This is a genomic window from Leadbetterella sp. DM7, from assembly GCF_040829825.2.
Classification (GTDB): Bacteria; Bacteroidota; Bacteroidia; order Cytophagales; family Spirosomataceae; genus Leadbetterella.
This window is the reverse complement of the sequence record NZ_JBFOLH020000004.1, coordinates 117,738-141,210: the sequence shown is the minus strand read 5'-3', so window position 1 is coordinate 141,210 and position 23,473 is coordinate 117,738. Positions and strand designations below refer to the sequence as shown.

The following is a 23,473-nucleotide window of genomic DNA, read 5'->3' as shown; positions in this document are numbered from 1 at the left end:
CCCTACTTATTAATGCAGAGCCATAACACACAATTTTAGTACAAAAATCTTGGGCATTGCTTCTATTTTATTTATAATTGAATCCCATAACATTACATCCCATGCAATTAACAGATTCACACGGCTATATTACGGTACTCAATGCCATCAAAAAGCAGGTCAGAGTATCCCGTCAAAAGGCAGTACTGTCTGCCAATGCCCAATTATTAGTTCTCTATTGGAATATCGGAAAATTAGTTTCAGAACAAGCCGGGAAGGCCGGCTGGGGTGCTAAAGTCATTGAAAAACTTGCAGCAGATTTACGCAGTGAGTTCCCGGATATGAGGGGGCTATCTTACAGAAATATTCATTACATGCGCCTCTTTGCCGAGGTTTACCGTGATGCTGCATTTGTGCAGCAGGCTGCTGCACAAATTCCCTGGGGCCACCATATCTTACTGATGGATAAGATAAAAGATCCTGAAACCGCAATATTTTATATGACCAAAACCCTTGAAAACGGATGGTCACGGGATATCCTGGCTTACCAGATAAAGTCAAAATTTCATAAAAGAGCAGGCAGTACCATTAATAATTTTAACAAAACCATCCCTGAATCAGATTCTGATCTGTTCCGGCAAATCTTTAAAGACCCCTATATTTTTGATTTTCTGACTTTACAGGATGACTTTCAGGAAAAAGACCTGGAAAATGCACTCACCGAACATATTACCCGGTTCCTGCTGGAAATGGGAGCCGGCTTTGCCTTTGTCGGGAAACAATATCATTTACAGGTGGGCGGTCAGGACTTCTATATAGATCTCCTGTTTTATAATATTAAGCTTCGTTCTTACGTGGTAATTGAGTTAAAAAAAGGCCCATTCAAACCTGAACATACCGGAAAACTGAACTTTTACCTGACCGTTATTGATGATACCCTCAAAGGTGAGCATGATCAACCGGGTATCGGGTTGCTATTGTGCCAGGAAAAGAATAAAATAGTTGCTGAATATGCACTCAAAAACTTGAATAAGCCATTGGGGATATTGGCTTATGAAATAGTATCATCCATTCCTGAAAACCTCAAACGTAATCTGCCGAGCATAGAGGAAATTGAAAGTGAATTAAGCCGGTTGCAATCCCGTAATCCCTCACTTCCCGCCATTCGTTGAACTTTCAAACAACCGGTATCAGGAAATACCCTGCATACGCTCTGATTACTTATTCTCGAATTTATATTCTCCTGAAAGAACCTGAACTTCAGAATTTTTCATCACTACCCCGTCTTTATACCAACTCTTCCCTTTAACCTGCGGCAGCCGTACCGTGCCAGTAGAATTTGCCGGAATTGTCACCCGGTAGGTAATGCCTTTTTCAGTTTTCTCCCAGGCAGAGCGGATAGTGCCGTAGCGGCCGTTGTGCTCTGCACTGAAAGTATCCGGGCCGCCTGTAAAACGGGGTTCCAGGATCACATTCCGGAAGCCGGGTTGCCAGGGATCCGGCTTGATGCCGCCCGGTGCCTTGAACAGCCAGGCGCCTATTTCACCAAACATAATGTGGTTCATGGAGATATCGGATTTGGCGTCAATGGGCCAGTTTTCGTACAGGGTGGTAGCCCCGTTGGCGATCCACCAGCCCCAGGAAGGGAACGTTTTCCGGGTGGCCAGGGCGTATGCTACCTCTTCATGGCCGTTATCGCTGAGCGCCTGCAGCAGGGCCTTGGTGCCCAGCAGGCCCACGTCCATCTGCATGTCGTCGGCTTGTACCCGCTGCGCCAGGTGATCGGCCACTTCCCGGCGAAGCTCTTCCGGAACCAGGCCCCAGAAGAGCGGTACCGCCAGCTCGGTTTGCAGGCCGCTGCCGTAAAGCCCCGTTTCACGGTGAAGGTATTTATCATTGAATGCCTTCCGGATCTTTTCGGCCAGGGCATTGTATTCCCGGTGATCGGCTTCCCGGCCCAGCAGCTCAGCCGCCTGAGCCAGGATCCGGGTATCGGTATAATAGTACGCGGTGGAGGTCAGCTCTACCGGGGCTTTCGATTTCACCGGTATCCAGTCGCCCAGCCCCCAGCTGGTCAGCCCTGAAGGGTATAGCTCTGCAATATGATCTACGTACCGCCTGATATTTTCATAGTTATCCTGCAGGGGTTTTTTATCGCCGTAAAACAGGTACAGGTTCCAGGGGATGATGGCAATGGTGCTGGTCCAGTCGGGGCCGTTGCCCCACTCGTATCCCCAGCCGCCGGTAGGAATTATAGAAGGCAGAACTCCGTTAGGCTGCTGCTCGTCGCGGTGATCGGCCAGCCATTTTTCATAAACGGTGATGCCGTCAAAATTATACAGGCCGGTCTCACTGGCAATGTGAGCATCGCCCGTCCACCCGTTCTTTTCCCGCTGGGGGCAGTCGGTAGGATAGCCCACCAGGTTGGACAGGTACGAGTTATTGGTAGCCTGCCAGATGCGGTTCAGAGTTTCGTCTGAAGAGCTTATCCGGCCTACGGGTTCCACATCAGAATGAATGAAATATCCTTTCAGGCTGGTGCTGTTCAACTGCACCGGCCGGCTGGCGGTTACTTCCACGTATTGAAATCCTTTGTAGTTAAAGCGGGGCATGAAGCTTTCGGTTCCCTCCCCTTTCAGGATAAATATATCGGTCTGGAACGGGTCGGTATCGTCGGTGGGCCGGTAATGGGCATCAATATTCGACATATCCGGGCGGCCGTTGTCATACAGCCGTTCCGCATGCTTCAGCCGGATCACTGTTCCTTCCGGACCCGATAAGGTGATCCGGCTCACCCCTGAAATGTTCCTGCCCAGGTCAAAAACATATACCGTATCGCTGATCCTGTTCAGGCTTTTCACCGGGATCTCTTCCACTGCGCGGACAGGCGTCAAAGCCTGGGACACGATATTCTGAGAGGGTGCCGACCTCAATGTGGAGTTTCTCCATTGGCTGTCGTCAAAATCCGGGAGGTTCCAGCCTCTGATCTCCTTGCGGGCATCGTAATGCTCGGCCGTATAAATGCTGTTGAAGATGACCGGGCTGAGCGCCGTTTTCCACGACCGGCCCGAAGAAACGGTTTCTACCGATCCGTCCTCGTAGGTAATTCTCAGGTCCATGCAGAAAGCAGGACGGTTTCGCCAGGGGGCCCGGTCAAAATACCATACAGCGGTAGACTGGTGGTTATACCAGCCGTTTCCCAGTAAAACACCGATAGCATTTTTCCCGGCTTTCAATGCGCCGGTAACATCGTGTGTAACGTATAAAATACGCCGGTCAAACCGGGTGTAGTTGGGATCCAGCACATGATCACCGATCTTAACCCCATTGATATACAGCTCAAAAAGCCCGCCGGCCGCTATGTATGCCCTGGCCGACCGGATCTTCTTCCCGGTTTCAAAATCCTGCCGGAAATACGGCGCCGGCTTCAGGCGGATATCTGTACCGTCGCTGATCCACTCCCCTTTCCAGTTACTTATTTGCATATGTCCCGTCTCAAAGTGTACCACTTGTGATTGCACTCTTCCGCCGTGGTTATCCCATACGGTCACTTTCCAGAAATACCGGGTATAGGGCTGCAGGTTTTCACGGGTATAAATGACCCGGTTATCCGGAGCATTAATTTTCCCGGTAGAACCCGCCTTTCCGGTGGCCACTGCCAGCGAGTCTTTTCCCAGCCAAACCTGGTAAGCGCTTTGCCCGGCTCCGCGGCGTTCATCTTTCTGCTTCCAGGAAAGCCGGGGCTGCGGAGTGTCTATTCCGAGTGGTGCGGTCAGGTATTCGGTACGCAGATCGTACACCTGGCTGTGCGCGGTGAAAAAACGGAGAAGACAAAGGCTGAGTAAAAGACGGTTCATGAGACAACATTTCTGGTTATTCCTGTAAAAATAAGAATTGCTGGCCAGGATTTTATAATTCCTTAATCTCCTTTCTTTGGAAACCGGGCATTTAAAAATCAACTTTGAAGAGTGAAACCAAAATAAACAACACCATGGAAGATTACGCATTGCACCCTGAAGACCTGGATTTCCAGGATTTTGAAGAGACCGAGTACGACCGGCTCGATGAGAAATGAGAAAAGTTAGATATTTATACTAATATCTAACTTCTCTCATTTAAACCCTATCCCTCCTTTTTATTTCTTCTTCGTCAATACCGTTTTTTCATACGTATGGGCCTCCACTTTGTCTTTGCTGAAATACGCAGGAAAATAGGTATCCTGTGCCCAGCTCTTAAACAGGTTGCTGTAAAACGGGCTGGCCGGATCACCCGACTGTCCCGGTGAAAGGGTCATCAGGGTTTTATCCCAGTCACCCGTATCTATAATCACCCGGAAAGTAGCTCCGTGCCTCTGCGTATCTGTTCCTCCTGTGGCATTGGGCGTGTAACTGTTACCTCCCCGGGGCAGGGGGCTCAGGTTCATGGCCTCCTGCTCTTCGCTGCTCAGGAAATCACTCAACGGGTGCGTCAGCCGGATATGCTTGTAAGTGGCCTGCCCATATTGCCATTTTTCGGGGTCATCCCCCAGCTTTTTAACCAGCTCAGCTATCGCCTTCTCAAAAGTAACCGTTAAAAAGGCCGTCTTGTCCTGAATGGGACTCTCCGGGTCTTTTATCCATTGGATCAGCTTCTTCAGCTGCAGGCTGACCAGGCCTTTCAGCTCAGCGGGTACAAGCGCAGCCGTGGCCTCCTGGCTCAATTTCCGCTCCCACATGGCATAAATGCCGGCCTCTACTGCGTCAGGCTCCAGGCGGTAATCCCAGGTTTCCAGGTGTTTTCGTGCATTTTCAGTCAGCGAATCTCCGAATTTCAGGCCGCTGAGCAGGGGTACCAGCTCCCTGGCCGGCAGGGAAAAGTAATCGGTTTGAAGCGCCTGGTGGTCTTGCAGCGTCATTTTATCTTTTGCGGCCAGCACTTCCCGGATCCTGTCACCCCGGAAAGGGTCAGACCAGAGGTAGCCTACTGCATCCCAATGCGAATAACCGGGCGGAGTTACGTTTTCGTTGGCCGTGGCCAGGAATCCTTCCGGCGGGTTATGGCTATTCGGCCGTTCCAGCATGGGCAGGTAGCCGCTCCACTCAAAGCGCCCGTCGCCGGGTACAGGCACCATACCGCTGAAATTTTTTCTTACCGGTGCAAGACCCACTACCTGCCAGCCGGTATCGCCGTGCCGGTCGGCCCAGATCATGTTTTCAGCCGGAACATGCGAATAGCGCGTGGCTTCCCGGAATTCTTCCCAGCTTTCAGCCTGGTTAAACCGCAGCGAGGCCAGGTAAGGGGCTCCGCCCGGCTCCAGCCAGGCACACCGGACGGCATATCCTTTTTTATTGAGGGTATCGATATACACCACGGGGCCGTGCCGGGTATACCGCAGATCCACCTTTTCAGGAGCCTGGCCCTTTATTTTAATTTCCTCCCGGATGGTCTGCATCTCCTCCCACCGGCCTTTGTATTGGTATTGTGAGAGCTTCCCGGGATTCAGGTCATATACGTACAGGTCTTCAAAATCGGTTTCAAAAATGGTAAGCCCCCAGGCACCGTGCTCGTTATGCCCGATAGAAACGCCCGGGATAACGGGTTCTCCGCCCCCTATCACATTCCAGCCCGGTGCGGAAAGGTGCACCACATACCGGAGCGCTGGGAGAGAAACACTGCGGTGCGGGTCATTGGCCAGGTGCGGAAATCCGCTGGCCGTGCGGCTACCCGATACGATCCAGTTATTGCTCCCGTCTTTGTCTTCCCGCCTGTTTTCCACATAAGCGCTGTGCTCCGGGCCAAAGGTAAGAGGCCGGTGCGAGGCTTTGTACAGCTCCAGGATATCGTGACTGAGCATTTCCTGTGTAATAGACGGATCCAGGCGGAGATCAGGCTGCCTGGGATGAAAATACAGGAGATCCGACACCTGCCGGGCACCTGCCGCTGCCACGGCCCGGCCGGTTTTCAGCTCATCTTCTATATTTCCCAGCAATCCCTGGTGGCGGGATATGACTATCTCCGGCGTCCATTTCTGAGGCCGGATATCCAGCATTTTAAATTCTACAGGAAGGGTATCCGGATTCCGGTTCGCCTCGTCAATGCAGGCGTTCACCCCGTTTACATAGGCCTGAATAATGGCCGCACTGTTCGGATGGTAATGGGAGAGCTCCTTTTGCATATCGCCCCGGTACTTAAACAGGCGCAGGCCGATATCCCGTTTCCGTTCGGAAGGCCCCAGGATCTCGGAGACCGTCCCGGTAGCCTGCCGCCGCCACAGCTCAAACTGGAAAAGCCGGTCTTTTGCGGCACTGTAGCCCTGTGCAAAAAACAGATCCGGCTCGTTGGCCGCATAGATATGATTGATCCCCCAGGTATCGCGGTAAATCTCTACTTCCTCTTTCAGTCCTTCTACCTGTACCCGGTGCTGCGCTGCAGCGGTCAGCCCGGTTAACATCAGGCAAATTCCACAAAACAGGTACCTGTTCATCCTTTCAATTTATTCTGTAATTCGTTCAGCTTCAGCAGTGCCTCTATGGGCGAAAGCGTATTCAGATCCAGCTCACGGATCCGTTCTTTGATCTCCTCTCCTACCGGGTCAACAGGATCAAAAAAGTTAAGCTGGTAGTTACTTTTCGGCGCATCGCTCAGCTTTTGCTTGTTCTTTTCTTTGGCTTCGCTCTTTTCCAGGGCCTGCAGGATCTCGTTGGCCCGCAGCACCACACTTTGGGGCATGCCGGCCAGCTGAGCCACGTGGATACCGAAGCTGTGCTCGCTGCCGCCTTCCTTCAGCTTACGCAGGAATACGATGCGGCCGTTCAGCTCCTTCACCGACACATTGTAGTTCTTAATGCGCTGCAGGTCGTTTGCCAGGTTATTCAGCTCATGGTAATGGGTGGCAAAGAGCGTTCTGGGCTTCAGCTTCGGGTTATTGTGCAGGTATTCGGCAATGCTCCAGGCAATGCTCACACCATCGTAGGTGCTGGTTCCCCGGCCTATTTCATCCATGATCACCAGGCTGCGGTCGCCCAGGTTATTCAGGATAGATGCCGTTTCGGTCATTTCCACCATAAAGGTACTTTCGCCCCGCGACAGGTTGTCGTTTGCCCCTACCCGGGTAAATATCTTGTCGACCAGGCCCACTTCTGCCGATGCCGCCGGCACAAAGCAACCCGTCTGGGCCATCAGCACGATCAGCGCGGTTTGCCGCAGCAGGGCCGACTTACCGGCCATGTTCGGACCGGTGATGATAATGATCTGCTGGGTGTCATCGTCGAGATAGAGGTCGTTCGGCACATACGTTTCTCCCGGCGGCAGCTGCTGCTCAATGACCGGATGCCGGCCTTCTTTGATATTCAGCACCCGGTTTTCAGATATCACCGGGCGGCAGTATCCGTTTTTCCGGGCTACACGGGCAAAAGACAGGAGGGCATCCAGGGCAGAGATCACCCGGGCATTCTCCTGGATAGCCGTTACAAACTCTCCGGCCGTTACGACCAGGTCGTTGAAGATCCGGAACTCGATCTCATTGATTTTACTCTCGGCGGTCAGGATCTTCTCTTCGTATACTTTCAGCTCTTCTGTAATGTAGCGTTCGGCATTGACCAGCGTCTGCTTCCGGATCCACTCCTGCGGCACCTTTTCCTTATGGGCGTTAGACACCTCCAGGTAATAGCCGAATACTTTGTTATAGGCAATTTTCAGCGACGGGATACCCGTGCGTTCCGCTTCGCGGGTCTGGATATCCAGCAGGTAATCTTTCCCGGAAAAGGCGATCTTATGCAGCTCGTCGAGTGCTTCATCTACGCCTGTCCGGATCATGTTCCCCTGGTTCACCTGGGTGGGTGCATCCTCGCGCAGCTCAGCAGCGATCTTATCGACCAGGAAACGGCAGTCGTTCAGCTGAGCCGTATATTTTTCAAGCGCTTTGTTCGGACTTTCGCTTAACAGCTGCTTTAAGGGCGTGATCTGGTCCAGTGCCCGCTTAAGCTGCACCATTTCGCGGGGGTTGATCCGCCGCACGGCCACTTTCGACACCAGCCGCTCCAGGTCGCCGATAGGCTTCAGAATCTGGATGAGCGACTGCATCACGGCATCATCGCTCCGGAAAAACTCTACCGTATCCAGCCTTTCTTCGATCTGCGCTTTGTTTTTCAGGGGCAACACCATCCATTTCCGCAGCAGCCGCGCACCCATGGGTGTAATGGTCTGGTCCAGCACTTCAATCAGCGGAACGCCGCCTTCGTACTGGGCAAAAAGCAATTCGAGGTTGCGGATGGTGAAGCGGTCGAGCCACACGTAATGGTCCTTATCCAGCCGGTTCAGCCGGCTGATATGGCTCATTTCCCGGTGCTCGGTGTCGTTCAGGTATTGCAGGATCACCCCGGCGGCCGTGATGCCTTCCCGCAGGTTTTCCACGCCAAACCCTTTCAGGTTACTGGTTTTAAAATGCTTGATCAGCAGCTCGTACGAAAAATCATACGCGTATACCCAGTCTTCAAAGGTATAGGTATTGTATTTCTCACCGAAGATGTGCTCAAACCGTTTCCTGTGTTTTTTGCAGTAGAGTATTTCTGCCGGGCTAAAGCCCTGGATCAGCTTATCTACATAGGCCGTGGTACCTTCGGTGGTAAAAAATTCTCCCGTACTGATGTCGAGAAACGCCACCCCCAACAGGTCATCACCGGCAAAATGCACCGAGGCCAGGTAATTGTTCTGGCGTACATCCAGCACGTTGTCATTAAAAGAAACACCGGGGGTAACCAGTTCGGTTACTCCGCGTTTTACAATTCCCTTTACCGACTTCGGGTCCTCCAGCTGATCACAGATGGCCACCCGCTGCCCGGCACGCACCAGCCGGGGCAGGTAAGTATCCAGCGAATGGTGCGGGAAACCGGCCAGCTCGTCGTTTGACCCGCCGTTATTCCGCCGGGTCAGCACAATGCCCAGGATCTTCGAAGCTTTGATGGCGTCTTCCCCGAAAGTCTCATAAAAATCCCCAACCCGGAAGAGCAGCATGGCGCCGGGATATTTGGCCTTAATCTGGTTATACTGTTTGTTTAAGGGTGTTTCCTTTGGTTCGGCGGCTTTGGCCATTCTGTTCGTGTTTGTTTAGATTCCCTTCAAAATTATGAATTTTTGGGCGGAAAGTGAAATTTAGGTTTCAATACCTTTACTTTGGGCGGATTTCCGGGTTTTTATAGTAAATTCGCACCTTCAAATCAGAAAATCAGCACAGTGCAGATCGATAAGAGATTAAGAGCTTTAGCGGTGGTTTTGCCCCAGTTTCATCCTTTCCCCGAAAACGATGCCTGGTGGGGAAAGGGCTTTACGGAGTGGACCAACACGGTGAAGGCGCGGCCGCGTTTCAAAGGCCATTACCAGCCTCACCTGCCAGCTGATCTGGGTTTTTATGACCTGCGCCTGCTGCAATCACTGGCCGACCAGGCCGATCTGGCCCGGGAATACGGCCTTTACGGCTTTTGCTATTACCATTACTGGTTTAACGGCAAGCGGCTGATGGAACGCCCGGTAGATGAGATCCTGGCTTCAGGCCGGCCCGATTTCCCTTTCATGCTGGCCTGGGCCAATGAAAACTGGTCGCGCCGCTGGGACGGCAAAGATAAGGAAGTGCTCATGGAGCAGCACTATTCGGAAGAAGACCACCGGAACCATGCGCAGTATCTATGCACCCGTGTTTTCAGCGACGAGCGGTATATCCGGATCAACAACAAGCCTTTTTTCCTGTTTTATAATACGCATATCATTCCCGACCTGAAGAAAACAGTGGCGATCTGGCGGGAAGTGGCCCGCCAAAACGGCTTTGACGACCTTTACCTCGGCGGCATACTCACGTCTTCCGAGTTTGAGGTACGCGCCGCCGAAACAGGGCTGGACATCGTGATCGACTGGCAGCCCGACTGGACCCACCTGAAAGTGGTGCCGGGGTTCACAGACCGCCTGAAAAATAAATTTTCCCTGGGGCAGACCTTCCGGAAAATCGATTATGCCGAAGTGGTCAGGCGGATGAAAAACAAGCCCCCCCTGCTGCAAAAGCACTTCAGGGCGCTTGTGCCGGGCTGGGACAACAGTGCACGGCGGAAAAATGACGCCTTCATCATGCACAACGCTACGCCTGAGCTATACCAGGACTGGCTGGAAGACGTTTGTTCTCAAAGCGAGGTCTATTCGCCTGAAGAAAACTTTGTATTTATCAATGCCTGGAACGAATGGGCCGAAGGGAACCACCTGGAGCCTGACCAGAAATGGAAGCGGGCTTTCCTGGAGGCAACCCAACGGGTTTTAACGAAGTATAGCCATGAGCAGTGAGACAAGCGCTATGAGAAACAGGCAACCCGGCAGGCCGGACGTTACGGGGTGGCCATCCGCCCTGCGCAAAAGCGCATCGCTTAAGGCCTGCAGCGCAAAGCTAATCTTATACACATGAAAAAAATAAAAGACCTGATCCAGTGGCTCGCACATCGCTTCGGGTATCACGTTCAAAGTAAAAACGGGATATCGGGCGACATGAGCCTCTTTTTGAAAAGCCTGAAAACCCGTGGTCTTACCCTACGTACTATCCTGGATGTAGGCGCCCACAAAGGCGACTGGAGCGTGCTGGCTGCCCGGATTTTACCCGAAGCCACCTACTACCTGATCGAACCCCAGGAAGAGCTGAAGCCGGAAATCGATAAATTTCTTGCCCGTCACAAAGGCAGGGTGTTTTTTGGTGGTGCCGGTGCCGAAGACGGTGAGCTCACCCTCACCATGTGGGAAGATTTTGCCGGGTCTTCTTTCCTGCCCCAGGCCGGGCAGGGCGGTGGAAGAATGCAAAAGAAGGTACCCATTTACAGCATCGACGGGCTCATTGCCCGCGGTGAAATGCCGGTTCCCGACATTTGCAAGATCGATGTGCAGGGATTTGAGATCGAAGTGCTGAAAGGTGCCGCCGGCATCTTCGGAAAAACCGAGGTATTTATCCTGGAGGCTTCCCTCTTTAAATTTTCGCCTGATCAGCCCCTTCTGCATGACCTTATTGCCTACATGACCCAGCGGGGCTATGTGATCTACGACTTTGCCGGCTTTACCAACCGCCCGCTGGACATGGCGCTCGGGCAGCTCGACATTTGTTTTGTCAAAGAAGACAGTATACTCAGAAAAAGCCACGGATGGGCCTGATATGCCGAAAGTTTCTGTCATAATGCCCAACTACAACCATGCTGCTTACCTGCCCGAAAGGCTGGAGAGCATCCTGGGGCAGGATTTCAGCGACTTCGAGGTGATCCTCCTCGATGATCATTCTTCGGATAACAGTACAGACATCCTGGAGAAATACGCTTCCGATAAGCGGATTTCCCACTTCATCATAAATGAAAGCAATTCAGGTTCCACGTTCATCCAGTGGGAAAAGGGCCTCAGCCTGGCCCGCGGCGAATACATCTGGATAGCCGAGAGCGACGATATAGCTGCACCCCGTTTCCTGTCAGAGGCCGTTGAGGTACTTGACCGGAACAAAGATACCGGCGTGGTCTTTAGCTCTTCCGTATGGATCGATGAGAACGGCACCGAAATTCACCGGCCCGGCCATGAGTCGGGTGACCGCCGGTGGAGCGGCAGCGAGCTGGTCCGGAGCGAATTCCTGAACGGCCCGCTGATCTACAATGCCAGCTCGGCCGTATTCCGGAAAAACCGGGTAGCCGGGGTAGATTTCGGCACCCTGCGTACTTTCCGGTACACCGGCGACTGGATGTTCTGGGTACAGGTAGCCGCCGGTACCCGGGTAGTAAGGCTCGACAGGCGGCTTAACTTTTTCCGGAGACATGCCGGCAATGTCTCCTTTAAATCGGAACGTGAAGGACTGCTCTTTACGGAGGGCTTCCGCGTGATCCGGTACATTTATGCCCATTACCCCATACCTTTCGCCGTACGCCGGAAAACCGCCCTGCGGTGGGCGCGGAAGATCGGGAACGCAGAAATACCTGCGGGGCTTCCTCCCGAAGTACGATTGTATCACCGTCTATTCCGGATTTTTACATGAATGGCATTTCAGTTATCATAGCGTGTTATAACAGCGAACGGGTCATTCCCGAAACCCTCCGGCACCTGCAGGCCCAGCACGATTTCGAGGGGATTGCGTGGGAAGTGGTGCTGGTCAACAACAATTCTACCGACCAAACGGCGGAGGTAGCAGAAGGCATATGGAATGAAAACCCGGTAGTGCCCCTCCGGATTATCCCCGAGCCCCGGATGGGTGAGGCCAATGCCCGCAAAGCCGGTATCAAAGCTGCCCGCTACAGCATTCTCAGCGTGGTGGATGACGACAACCGGGTGGCACCCGACTGGATAAAAACCATCTTCAAGTACTACAAAGACCCGGAAATCGGCCTGATCGGCTGTGCCGGCGAAGGCGACTTTGAAGCACCCCTGCCCGCGTGGTTCAAAGAAAATGAGCATGCCTTTGCCATCGGGAAGCTCTACGAGGGTACCTTCACCGATATCACGGAAGATGCGCTGGTGCCCGGTGCCGGGCTGAGCGTACGGAAAGAGGTGTACGATCACCTCTATGCACTGAACTGGCAGCCTTTCCTGGAAGGGCGGGTGGGCAACCGGCAGAGCGCGGGTGCCGACAGTGAAATGTGCTTTATCACGCGCCTGCTGGGCTATAAAATTTATTACTCGAACGAGCTGCATTTCAAGCATTTTACGGCCGCGAACCGCATTACCTGGGAGCGGCTGAAGAATATGACCTACGGTTTCGGCGCAGCGGATGTGTTTGTGCTGGTTTACCAGATCCACTACCTCGAAAATACGGGGAGGAGGTCGCTCATGACCACCCTCCGGAAAAAGTGGTGGTTCAATTATATCGGGAAGAAATTTGCCTTTTTCACAAAACGGGGCACTATTAAAGATCCCGGCCAGCGCGAGCTGTTCGGGATTCGTAACCGGGCCTTTTGCGAAACCCTGCTGCAGGAGAAAAAACGTTTTTCGGAGGCCTTTGACCGCCTTGACAAAATACCAAAGCTGAAGCCCTGACCCATGTTTTTTGAACGTTTCCTTTCGGCAGATCCCTCCCGCACCGCGCTGAAATACCGGGGCCGGGAGATCAGCTATGGGGAGTTGTACCGGCAGGTTCAGAACAGGGCCGCCTGGCTGCGGCAGCACCCGGCCGATTACCTGCTTTGCCACTCTTCGGAAGCCGAAAACCTGATCAGCTTCCTGGCCCTGATGCATACCGGTCAAAAAGGGGTGTTCAGCGGCCGGAACATCACGCGTGAACAGAAGCTGGCCTATGCTGAAAAGTACAATCTGGGCCTGCTCGACTTCCTGCCGCCGGTGCCTGAAACGGCACCTGTACCGCCCTATCTGCCGGCCGGAAGCGATTGTTTCCTCGGCATTATTTCCCCGGAAAAAAACCGGGTCATCTGGAAAGATTATCACGCCTGGTTCAGTGCCTTCCCTGCCCAGTCGGAAGTTTTCGGCATGGGCCGCGAAGACCGGGTAATGGTGGTTGATGCCCTGGCCTATTCTGCCAATCTCAATACCGTTATTCACGCCCTCTGGCTGGGGGCTACAGTAGTGCTGACGCCGCTGCGTGAGGCCGCCAACTGGGACAATATCCTCCGGCAGGAAAAAATCACCAGCCTGTTCCTGGTGCCGTCGCATTACCGCCTGCTGCCTGAAAACAGGGTATTTCCCGGCGTCAGCTCCGCTGTCAGCGCAGGAGAAAAACTGGATCCCCTACTGGCGGAAAAGCTGCTGCGGCTCTTCCCGGAGGCCCGGCTTACCGAATACTACGGCGCGGCTGAGCTGGGCCATATCAGCTATATACAGGGCCGCGAAATTGTGGAAAGGCCGGCTTCTGTGGGCAAGCCCTTTCCCGGCGTAAGCATCCGTATCCGGAATGAAAAAATCTGGGTGGAAAGCCCGTACGTTTCTCCCGGATACCGGCACACGCCCACGGTTTCCGACCTGGGCTTTATTGATCCGGAAGGGCACCTGTGCCTGCTGGGGCGTAACGGGCAGATGTTTCACCGCCGCCAACCGAACCCTTTCGCAGAAGAGATCGGGAATGCGGCCGGAACCGGTCTGCCGGTAACGGAACCCGCACCGGCCCCTGTTACGCTTCCTACCCTCCTGCTGAGCCGGGAAGAGCCCCTGAGCCAGGACGAATTGCAGATCTTCCTGTTAAAAAAAACGATTCCATCCATACGTCTGCCGTACATTCCCCGTGACCTCCCCTCAGCAAAAGTAAATTTCAAAATACGGCCCAAAAAGCCCGTAGACGAAGACCCTTTCTCTCTCCTGTCTCAATACTTTGTGACCTTTGTGCAAAACCCTTTGTGACCCTTTGTGAAACTTTATGACTTTGTGTATACTGTATTTCACGAAGAACACCAAGAAAAGGCACCAAGAACACAACATAAAAGGAGTAATTTTCAAATACATTAAAATATTTATATAATTATTAAATTATATAATAATAAATATATACATTATTACAATAATGAAAATATTAAAATATATACTTTTGGGATTGATAAGCCTGAATGCCAGTGCACAACGCGACACCATCCAGCTGCAAAGCGTGACTGTCACTGCCGGCATTATCCGGAACGAGATCAAAAACACAGCCCGGAACATCACCGTGATTGACCGGGCCACCATAGAAGCCTCTCCCGTCAAAACGCTTGACGGCGTGCTGCAGTACGCTATGAACGTAGATGTGCGCTCACGCTCGGCCTTCGGTGTGCAGGCCGATATCAGTATTCGCGGCGGGCATTACGACCAGACGCTCATCCTGGTAGACGGCGTAAAAGTAAACGACCCTCAAACCGGTCACCATGCGCTGAACATTCCCGTACCTTTCTCGATGATCGAAAAAATAGAAGTGCTCCAGGGGGGCGCCTCGCGGGTATTCGGCCCCAGTGCTTTCTCCGGGGTAATCAACATCATTACCCGCCAACCGGCTGCTTCTGAGCTGGAGCTGCAGCTTTCGGCCGGCTCATACGGCAGCTGGAATACTTATGCCGGTGGTGCCTGGGTAAAAAAGGGTCTCTCACTGACCGGCGGCGCTGAGCTGGCCGGCAGCGACGGCTTCATTCCTGCTACCGGCTACCGGAAAAATACGGCTTCGCTGCGGGCGGAAAAGCAATACAGGAGCGGCAGCCTTCAGCTGGGCTACGGCTTCACCGGCAACGACTTCGGAGCTTCAAATTTCTACCACCCCAAATTCAGCAACCAGTATGAAGAGGTGGCCTCGCAGCTCATGAACGCTACCTGGAAACACGCTTTCTCCCCCCGCCTGTCGGGTACGCTGATGGCCAATTACCGGATTCATCACGATATGTATGATTTTGACAATTACCGCAATACCGACCGGCTGACATTGCTCAACCTGCATAAAACCGGGGTACTTGATGTGGAGTGGAAATTCAGGCTACGCAACGCCTGGGGTAACAGTGCCTTCGGAGCCGAATACCGGAACGAGGTGGTACGATCTAACCGCCTGGGCGAGGAGCTCGGGGAGAAAGAGGCGATCAGCGGATGGCCGGACCTGTATTATACGTACGGGAAATCACGGGATAACTACAGCCTTTTTGCCGAGCACAGCACCCGTTTCAACCGCTTTATCCTGAACGTGGGTACCCTGGGCAACATCAACTCCCAGTTCGGGTTTTCCCTTTTTCCCGGCCTCGACCTGGCCTATGCCGTGGGACAGGACTCCCGGTTGTATTACTCGGTTAACCGCTCGCTGCGTTTCCCTACCTTTACCGAACTCTACCTGAACAATGCTACCGTGAAGGGGGATCCCGACCTTAAGCCCGAAAAAGCCTGGACCCATGAGCTCGGCTTCAAAACCCGGAAAAGCCGCTACTCCGGTAACTACTCGGTTTTTTACACCGCGACAGAAGATGCCATCGATAAAATCAAACGCCCCGGCATAGCCGTGCCGCTCATGGAAAACATCGACAACATCAACCGGTACGGATTTGAAACAGCCCATACGCTCGGGTTCTCCGCCAACCGGCTGAAATTGAAGCAGGTGGTACTGAACTTCTCCTGGCTCACTACCGACAGGAAAGAAGAGGGCTTCCAGTCGTTCTATACGCTGAACTACCTTAAACAAAAGCTTTCTGCCGGGTTGTTTTTTGAGCCGGTACGAAACCTGTCGCTCAGCGGCTGGTACACCTTTAAGAACCGCGCAGGACAATACTCCTGGGACGATGCCACTCCACCGGTCAGCTACGGCTCTTTCAGCCTGGTGGATGTACGGGCCGCCTACCGCTGGAAGCAGCTCACATTCACCCTGGATGCCAATAACCTGCTGAATGAAAAATATTTTGAGCACGGTTTTGTAGCCCAGCCGCCGCGCTGGATCACCGGCGGGGTCCGGTATAAGATCTGATGGTTTATGCAGGAGGAGGTATCCCTGGTACCTCCTCCTCTGTCTTCAGGCTGTAAAACACACTTTTCTCTCACGGCTTAGCGGATTTCAAAAAGTTTTCTACCTTTGTTTCCTATTCCCCAGGCAACAGCGTGTATACCCGGATTCTGCTTCTTTGTTGTTTTTTCAGCCTGTGTGCTGAAGCCCAGCCACCTGCCCAGGACCCGGAGGCGAAGCAGCGGGCTTTGCTCCGGATAGACCAGGCCCGATCGGCCCGGAAAAGCGAATACTGGCCTAACATTGACCCCGCTTTGTTTTTCCGGAACCTCAGGAATAACGTGGAAAATCCCCTGTACCTGAACCAGGGAAAACCTACCTACTTCTGCGGCTACGCCGCCCTGACTCATTTCCTGCTATTGTACGACCCGGAAAGCTATGTGGCCTGGATGACCGACCTGTATGCTACCGGCGCTGCACAGGTAACCGACAGAACCCTGGTCAGCTCCGAAAGAATACACGAAGCAGCCGGAACTCTCTATAACAAAGGGGTAATGGACATTAATCACGCCGACCAGATGTGGTTTATGGTACTCTCCGAGAACTACAAGGGGTATCTTAATCTGCGGGACAAGTCGTTTGACCCCGGCGATGAAAACACCTTCTGGGCGGCTACCAACTTCCGGAAATTTAACCGGATGCTCCGTTCACTGACCGGGCTGGAGGTTCATGCCCGGGGAGCTGATCTGATGGGGCCGGTCTTTCTCAACTATTACCGTTTCTGCCGGGAGAAAAACGAAGAATATACCGTAATGCTTTACCTGAACAACAAAGCCCTGTATCCCAATAAATTTTTCCGGTTTATTTTGCCCACACCTACCCATTTTGTGGTACTATACCATATTGACCGGGCAGACGGCTATAATATCCTGGATTATTGGGACTACGGACTTCGTACGAAAATGAAGCTCCGGAAGCGAAAATTCAGGAAGCTGATCTACGGCATCACGTACATCAAAACCAAATGAACAAAAGCCTCGTTATTTTCCTGTTGAGCGGAATATTGCTTACTTCCTGCTTCCCGGCCAAAATCCGGAAGTCGGAAGATTATTATTTTGAAAATAAACCCGCCCTCGAAACCCTGCTGAAAGACTACGAAGCCCTTTACCGGAAACAACCCTTTGCTATCGGCTTCTCGGACAAGCGGTTTTCTTATTACACCATTATTATGTATACCGACTCGGTACGTTACCTTTTCAATACCCGCATGAACCGTAAGCTGGTCTTTGATGAAATGAAGCAATCGAGCCTGACGGTAGAAGAGCTGACGGACATTGCGCAGCAGATCAAAGAGCTGAAATGCCTGTGGATCGGCAAGAACGAGCTGTATATCGACGGCCGTAAAACCATGGCCACCAACCTTTCGTTCAAATCGCAGCTATTCAACCGCCCTTTTGAAGAGAACAAATACTATATTCTTTCTTTCCTGGAGACCCGTATGTCAAAAGCCACCACCACTCCGAAGCTCCGGAAATACGGCTACCATGAAATAGGCCGGAACGTTTATTTCACCATTTCCAACCGCTTCCGCTAACCGCACCTAACTTCTCTCTACCCCACTTCCATGCCTTATATGCCTCGTATGGTTCAAAAAAAGTAAGGCGAAGCCACCGCCCCGCCTTACCTCTCTATCTCTTCCTGTACTTTCTTTCCTGTACTTCCCTATCCTCACTACACCTTATAATACTCCATCCATTCCTTCCTGGGCTCAGCCCCCACCAGCAGGGCATTTGCAAACGTATCGTTGGTGATCTGCTTGGTCACCGCATCAAAATACAGAGGCCGGTTTACGCGCTGGGCAATTACCCCCAGGCAGAAGACCTGGCTCAGCACGCCATTGATCTCAAACGGGCTACGGGTCTTTTCTTTGCCCTGGCAGGCCAGGATAAAGTTGGCAAAATGGTTAGACGGGCTTTTCGGTATTTCAGGAAGCTTTGGTGCCATTTCCCGGGCCACCTCTTCCGGTATAATGCTCAGTGTGCTGCCGTGGCTACCGCCCTTAAAGATCAGGTCTTTGCTGTAGATGATCCGTCCCGGGTTCAGCGTAGCCGGCTTCACCTCGCCCTGGTTGGTACCCGGCACATTGGCTGTAGCAGCTGAACCGCCATAGCCTTTGGGCAGGGGCGGCAGGTTGGTTAACCCGTCGTACCAGGTTACATCTACCGGCGGCATGCCCTTTCGTGCTCCGAAACGGAACAGCAGGGTTGACGACATCGGGAAGAAGAAATCGTTATGGCCTTCCAGGTAGGTCGGGTTAATCTCGTAAGGCAGTCCCAGCTCAAGAAACTCATGCGCCGTATCGATCAGGTGAGCGCCCCAGTCGCCCAGTGCTCCCATACCAAAATCGTACCAGCAGCGCCACTCCCCGTTATGGTACAGGTCGTTGTACTCTTTCGGCATAGAGGTGGTTAGCCAGGTGTTCCAGTCCATGGTAGACGGCACCGGCTGTGCTGCCGGCCACATCTTCATTTTGGGATCCAGCTTGTGCCACCGCCGGGCGTTATTCATGTGGGCGGTAATGGCCGTCACATCTTTAATGATGCCGGCCTCCATCCAGGTTTTAAACTGGAAATAATTTCCTTCCGAATGGCCCTGGTTTCCTACCTGGGTTACCAGCTTGGGGTTCTTCAAAGCCATTTTCATCATGAGCTCCGCCTCATGGAAGGTGCGCGACATCGGCTTCTCCACATACACGTGCTTACCGGCCTGCATACAGGCCATGGCCACCGGGAAATGAGAGAAGTCGGGTATAGCAATGGTAACGGCATCAAATTCCCCGCCCGATTTATCCAGCAGCTGCCGGAAGTCCTGGTAGCGTTTGGCCTTCGGAAATTTGTTCATGATTTTGGTTGTATGCGGGGCACCCATATCCACATCGCACAGGGCCACCACATTCACGAGGCCGGTTTTCTCAAATTCGTCAATAATCTGCTCTCCCCGGTTGCCGATACCGATACAGGCGATATTCACCTTTTGGTTAGCCCCAATAATGCGGGAATAACCGGAAGCAGAAGTAGCCGCAAGAGTAGCGGTGGTCATAGCCGAAGAGGCCAGGAATTTACGTCTTGAGATCATAAGTCTTTTTTTTATTAAGGTCAACGATTTACAAATATAAGCGCAGGATGCAGATGAAGCAGATTTTTATGCATTAATCGCGTAAACCTGCTTCATCTGCGCTTTGTCTTACACCCGTACAATATCGGCGCCCAATGCATTCAGGCGGCCGTCAATGTTCTGGTAGCCCCGGTCTATCTGGTCAATGTTGTCAATGATGCTGGTTCCGTCAGCCGACAGGGCTGCAATCAGCAGGGCTACCCCCGCACGGATGTCGGGCGAGCTCATGCGGATGCCCCGCAGGTTGTATTCGCGGTTCAGGCCGATCACTGTGGCCCGGTGCGGATCACAGAGGATGATCTGCGCTCCCATATCGATCAGCTTATCGGTAAAGAAAAGCCTGGATTCAAACATTTTCTGGTGGATGAGCACGGTGCCTTTGGCCTGTATGGCCGTTACCAGCACAATAGAGATCAGGTCGGGGGTGAAACCGGGCCAGGGAGAATCGTATACGGTAAGAATGGAGCCGTCGATCAGCTTGCTGACCGTATAGTTCTTCTGCGCCGGAACGTAAATGTCATCGCCCCGGAACTCCATCTGTATGCCCAGCTTTTTAAATACATCCGGGATGATTCCCAGCTCGGGAATCCGGCAGTTTTTAATGGTAATTTCCGATTCGGTCATAGCGGCCAGCCCTATAAAGCTGCCGATCTCGATCATATCGGGCAGCATGGTGTGCTCACAACCGCCCAGCTGGCTCACGCCCTGGATGGTCAGCAGGTTGGAGCCCACTCCGCTGATGCGGGCACCCATGCGGTTCAGCATCCTGCACAGCTGCTGGAGGTAAGGCTCGCAGGCCGCATTGTAAATGGTGGTGGTGCCTTCTGTCAGCACGGCCGCCATGATCACGTTGGCCGTACCGGTCACGGAGATCTCCTCCATCCAGATATACGCCCCTTTCATGCCGCTGCCGTCTACGTGGTAGAAGGCATCACCGGCATCGTACGAGAAGGTGGCTCCCAGCTTCTGAAACCCGGTAAAATGAGCATCCAGGGGTCTTCTACCGATCTTATCTCCTCCCGGCTTAGGAGCTTTTCCTTTTCCGAAACGGCCCAGCATAGGGCCCAGCAGCATGACCGAGCCGCGCAGCTCAGCGGCTTTCTTTTTGTATTGCTCTGTTTCGAAATACTCAAAATTCACACCGGCGGCCTTAAATTCAACAGAGCCTTCACCCAGCTTACGGGTTTCCACACCCATGTCCTGCAGGAGCTCTATGAGCTTATTGACATCGCGGATATCCGGGATATTATGAATAACAACAGGCTCTTTGGAAAGCAGAACGGCACACAGGATCTGCAGGGCCTCGTTTTTAGCGCCCTGAGGAATAATCTCGCCTTTAAGCTTTCTCCCTCCCGTAATTCTGAACGAACTCATATCCCTGGCCTTTTCCGGTTATTGTTAAATCTGTTCTTATTCATCGGCCCGCCGTTATTATTGCGCTGCGGCTGGTTGCGGTTATTGTTGTTCCGGTAGCCTCCGCCGTTGTTGTTGTTGTTGTTATTGTTATTGCGGTTCACAAAGTTGGTTCTCTGCCGGAAGCCCGACGGACCGTCTTTCGGGTTGGCTTCATCAACCATGCCGTTCACGAGCAGGTCGTCGATTTCGGGCTTCAGTCGCCCGCCCGACAGTTCCAGGATCTGGTTCAGGCAAACACCTGTTTCGACCGAATCGCGGTTCCAGCTCAGGTAAAACGACTTCATCAGCTTCACCAGGTAAGACACAAAAGCCTTGCGTTCATCAAAGGTATCGGCCAGCATGGCTTTCAGCACCAGCAGCTCGAGGTTACGACCGTAAAACTTGTGCTTCAGCTTACTTTGCGTATACGGGATCTGCTTGGGTTTTTTCCCCAGGATCTCCTTGGGCGGAGCCGGGAAAGGACTGTCGACATCCAGGTCGAAGTTGGCCATTATATAAAGATCATCCCAAAGTTTTTTGCTGTAATCGGCACCGTCGCGCATCTGCGGATGGATCTGCCGCATCAATTCAACCAGTATGTGGGCATGTTTGGTCCTGGTTTCCTTATCGGGTATGGTCACAATATGTTCTACCAGCTTTTGAACATTACTGCCATATTCTTTCATCTATAAAACGTTTGATTAAATAAATTATCTGCCTGTAAACTTCCCCGGGATATTCAAACGGGGGGAAGAAGCTACGGAAGAAGCGAGCAAAAATAAGCAAAAAACCGATCAATGCCTATTTTCTCCCGAAATAAATTCCGGTTCGTGATCTCAGTTCAGCTTGTACAGTTTGCTCGGTCTGCTTTCGTTGGAAAGCCGGTCAAGGGCGGTCAGGGCATACTCGTACTGGCTGCCGGCTTCGGCTGTCCGGTCCAGGAAAACCTTCTCTTCTTTGTTCCTGACAATGGCCAGGATATTACGGGGATCCTCCAGGGTTCTTTTCTCTCCTCTCTTATAACGATAGATCACGAAGCTTCGTACATATTCTTCGTATTCATCCGGGATACGCCACTGGATCCTTACCTGCGCGCTGTCAGTTCTGGCCAGGGCGGTCACCTCCGGGCGGGGCAGCGGGTCAGCTTTTTTCCATTCCATCACCGGGGGCAGGGCCGGGTACCGGTAGTAGTTTTTCAGGGAGTCAGAAAGCCGGTGAGAGGTGGGCATCAGTGAACGCGAGCTGTAGAACACGCTACCGCTGACCCCCGGGGTCTGCGCATTGGTACGTACCTGGTTCATGATCTGGCTGGCTGAGCTCCATTCCCGGTTCTTCTCTCCCACCCGGTAGCTGCCCAGGCCGATGTAGAGGTGATGGTCGCCCTTGTTTCTTGTCCACCAGTCTACCATGGGCTTGTAGGGAACAGTAGTGTGTCCGAAAGAAAAGTAAACCTGCGGAACAATATAATCTACCCATCCCTCGCGGGCCCACAGGCGGGAGTCGGCGTAGAGGTCGTCATATGAGCTGAGCGCACCTGTGGTGTTCGACCCTTCCGGATCTTTGTCGCGGCTGCGCCACACCCCGAAGGGACTGATCCCGAATTTAATATACGGTTTCTCCTTTTTTATGGCCTCCGAGATCTCTTTGACCAGCAGGTTCACATTGTCTCTCCGCCAGTCTTCTATACGGTTGAACCCGCGGCCGTACTGCCTGAAGGTGGCCTGGTCGCTGATACGCTTTCCGGCCACCGGGTACGGGTAAAAATAATCGTCGAAATGGATCCCGTCCACATCGTAATTCCGGATAATGTTAAGCACCGTGTTCACGATATAGCTCCGTACTTCGGGTATTCCGAAATTGTATACTTTGTAGCCCCCGTAGCTCAGGAACCACTCCGGGTGGATGCGGGTGATGTGGTTGACCGAAACCGAGGTAGCCGAGGCATGCGTGCCCCTGTTCAGGTTCAGCCAGGCATGAAATTCCATATTCCGTTCATGCGCATGTTCGATCATAAACGCCAGGGGGTCGTAAAAAGGCGCAGGTGCCTTGCCCTGGATTCCGGTGAGCCATTCTGACCAGGGCTCTTCACTTTCTGCATAAAAGGCGTCAGAAGCCGCCCTTACCTGCACAAACACGGCATTGATGCCTAAACGCTGATGGTTATCGAGGATATTGACAAATTCCTGCTGCTGTTCAGCCGTGGGCAGCCCCTTGCGGGAGGGCCAGTCGATATTGGCTACCGAGGCGATCCACACTCCCCTGAGCTCGCGTTTGGGAGGAACTTCACTGGCCGGAACCGCCTGGTGGGATGAGCACTGGATCACCAGCAAAAAAAACGCGGAAACAAGAATGCCTTTCCCTGCCAGTATTTCCTTCATGTATGTATAAAATTTCCGAGTTCCGAGTAGTGAGTTTCGCGTTTTATTCATTGACAGGTTTATGTCAAAATCCCCTTTGCCGGGATTTCATCTGTATAAAAATAGCTGTTCCATCCGAAAAATAGAATTCAAATATCCGCTTTTTTTGAAATAGAGCCGCCAAAAAACACTAATTTTGCAGCGAAAATGATTA

16 protein-coding genes are annotated in these 23,473 nt (G+C 52.6%); 9 read left to right on the top strand and 7 right to left on the bottom strand.

Annotation, left to right across the window (positions count from 1 at the left end; translation table 11 throughout):
- Window positions 1–101: 101 nt before the first annotated feature.
- Window positions 102–1,151, top strand: a complete 1,050-nt coding sequence (locus AB2U10_RS06200) for a PDDEXK nuclease domain-containing protein (protein ID WP_367913480.1) — start codon at window positions 102–104, stop codon at window positions 1,149–1,151.
- A gap of 45 nt (window positions 1,152–1,196) precedes the next feature.
- Here AB2U10_RS06200 and AB2U10_RS06195 read toward each other — a convergent pair whose 3' ends face one another.
- The 3 genes from AB2U10_RS06195 to mutS form a co-directional block, all read right to left on the bottom strand.
- Window positions 1,197–3,836, bottom strand: coding sequence for an alpha-L-rhamnosidase (locus AB2U10_RS06195; protein WP_367913479.1), 2,640 nt, complete (start codon window positions 3,834–3,836; stop codon window positions 1,197–1,199).
- A 278-nt stretch (window positions 3,837–4,114) separates the two neighbouring features.
- Entirely contained in the window at window positions 4,115–6,442 is a 2,328-nt protein-coding gene (locus AB2U10_RS06190; protein ID WP_367913478.1) for a penicillin acylase family protein, read from the bottom strand.
- A complete protein-coding gene (gene mutS, locus AB2U10_RS06185; protein ID WP_367913477.1) occupies window positions 6,439–9,048 on the bottom strand; it encodes a DNA mismatch repair protein MutS in 2,610 nt (869 codons plus the stop codon). Before mutS ends, AB2U10_RS06190 begins: the two co-directional genes overlap by 4 nt.
- 141 nt (window positions 9,049–9,189) lie before the next feature.
- Between mutS and AB2U10_RS06180 the strand changes: the two genes are divergently transcribed.
- The 8 genes from AB2U10_RS06180 to AB2U10_RS06145 all read left to right on the top strand — a co-directional run bounded on the left by AB2U10_RS06180 (window position 9,190) and on the right by AB2U10_RS06145 (window position 17,927).
- On the top strand, window positions 9,190–10,281 hold the full coding sequence (locus AB2U10_RS06180; RefSeq protein WP_367913476.1) for a glycoside hydrolase family 99-like domain-containing protein: 1,092 nt from the start codon (window positions 9,190–9,192) through the stop codon (window positions 10,279–10,281).
- Window positions 10,282–10,395: 114 nt separating this feature from the next.
- Window positions 10,396–11,130: an FkbM family methyltransferase gene (locus AB2U10_RS06175; RefSeq protein WP_367913475.1), complete on the top strand. Its 735-nt coding sequence runs from the start codon at window positions 10,396–10,398 to the stop codon at window positions 11,128–11,130.
- 1 nt (window position 11,131) lies between these two features.
- A complete protein-coding gene (locus tag AB2U10_RS06170; protein WP_367913474.1) occupies window positions 11,132–11,989 on the top strand; it encodes a glycosyltransferase family 2 protein in 858 nt (285 codons plus the stop codon).
- On the top strand, window positions 11,986–12,984 hold the full coding sequence (locus AB2U10_RS06165) for a glycosyltransferase (protein WP_367913473.1): 999 nt from the start codon (window positions 11,986–11,988) through the stop codon (window positions 12,982–12,984). The genes AB2U10_RS06170 and AB2U10_RS06165 overlap by 4 nt, the downstream gene beginning before the upstream one ends.
- Window positions 12,985–12,987: 3 nt before the next feature.
- Entirely contained in the window at window positions 12,988–14,295 is a 1,308-nt protein-coding gene (locus AB2U10_RS06160; protein WP_367913472.1) for an AMP-binding protein, read from the top strand.
- A gap of 184 nt (window positions 14,296–14,479) precedes the next feature.
- The gene (locus AB2U10_RS06155; protein ID WP_367913471.1) at window positions 14,480–16,357 is read left to right on the top strand and encodes a TonB-dependent receptor; all 1,878 of its coding nucleotides are present in this window, start codon (window positions 14,480–14,482) and stop codon (window positions 16,355–16,357) included.
- 131 nt (window positions 16,358–16,488) lie between these two features.
- Window positions 16,489–17,361 (top strand): hypothetical protein, encoded by an 873-nt coding sequence (locus AB2U10_RS06150; RefSeq protein ID WP_367913470.1) that lies wholly within the window; start codon window positions 16,489–16,491, stop codon window positions 17,359–17,361.
- A complete protein-coding gene (locus AB2U10_RS06145; protein ID WP_367913469.1) occupies window positions 17,358–17,927 on the top strand; it encodes a hypothetical protein in 570 nt (189 codons plus the stop codon). The genes AB2U10_RS06150 and AB2U10_RS06145 overlap by 4 nt, the downstream gene beginning before the upstream one ends.
- Window positions 17,928–18,064: 137 nt before the next feature.
- On the opposite strand, the gene AB2U10_RS06140 is transcribed toward AB2U10_RS06145, so the two are convergent.
- The 4 genes from AB2U10_RS06140 to AB2U10_RS06125 form a co-directional block, all read right to left on the bottom strand.
- Window positions 18,065–19,468 carry a Gfo/Idh/MocA family oxidoreductase gene (locus tag AB2U10_RS06140; RefSeq protein ID WP_367913468.1) on the bottom strand — a complete coding sequence of 468 codons (1,404 nt, stop codon included), beginning with the start codon at window positions 19,466–19,468 and terminating at the stop codon, window positions 18,065–18,067.
- Between the two features lie 108 nt (window positions 19,469–19,576).
- Window positions 19,577–20,881 carry a UDP-N-acetylglucosamine 1-carboxyvinyltransferase gene (gene murA / locus AB2U10_RS06135; RefSeq protein ID WP_367913467.1) on the bottom strand — a complete coding sequence of 435 codons (1,305 nt, stop codon included), beginning with the start codon at window positions 20,879–20,881 and terminating at the stop codon, window positions 19,577–19,579.
- A complete protein-coding gene (locus tag AB2U10_RS06130; RefSeq protein ID WP_367913466.1) occupies window positions 20,878–21,588 on the bottom strand; it encodes a DUF4290 domain-containing protein in 711 nt (236 codons plus the stop codon). Before AB2U10_RS06130 ends, murA begins: the two co-directional genes overlap by 4 nt.
- 150 nt (window positions 21,589–21,738) lie before the next feature.
- Window positions 21,739–23,280, bottom strand: a complete 1,542-nt coding sequence (locus tag AB2U10_RS06125; protein ID WP_367913465.1) for a glycoside hydrolase family 10-like protein — start codon at window positions 23,278–23,280, stop codon at window positions 21,739–21,741.
- Between the last annotated feature and the right edge of the window lie 193 nt (window positions 23,281–23,473).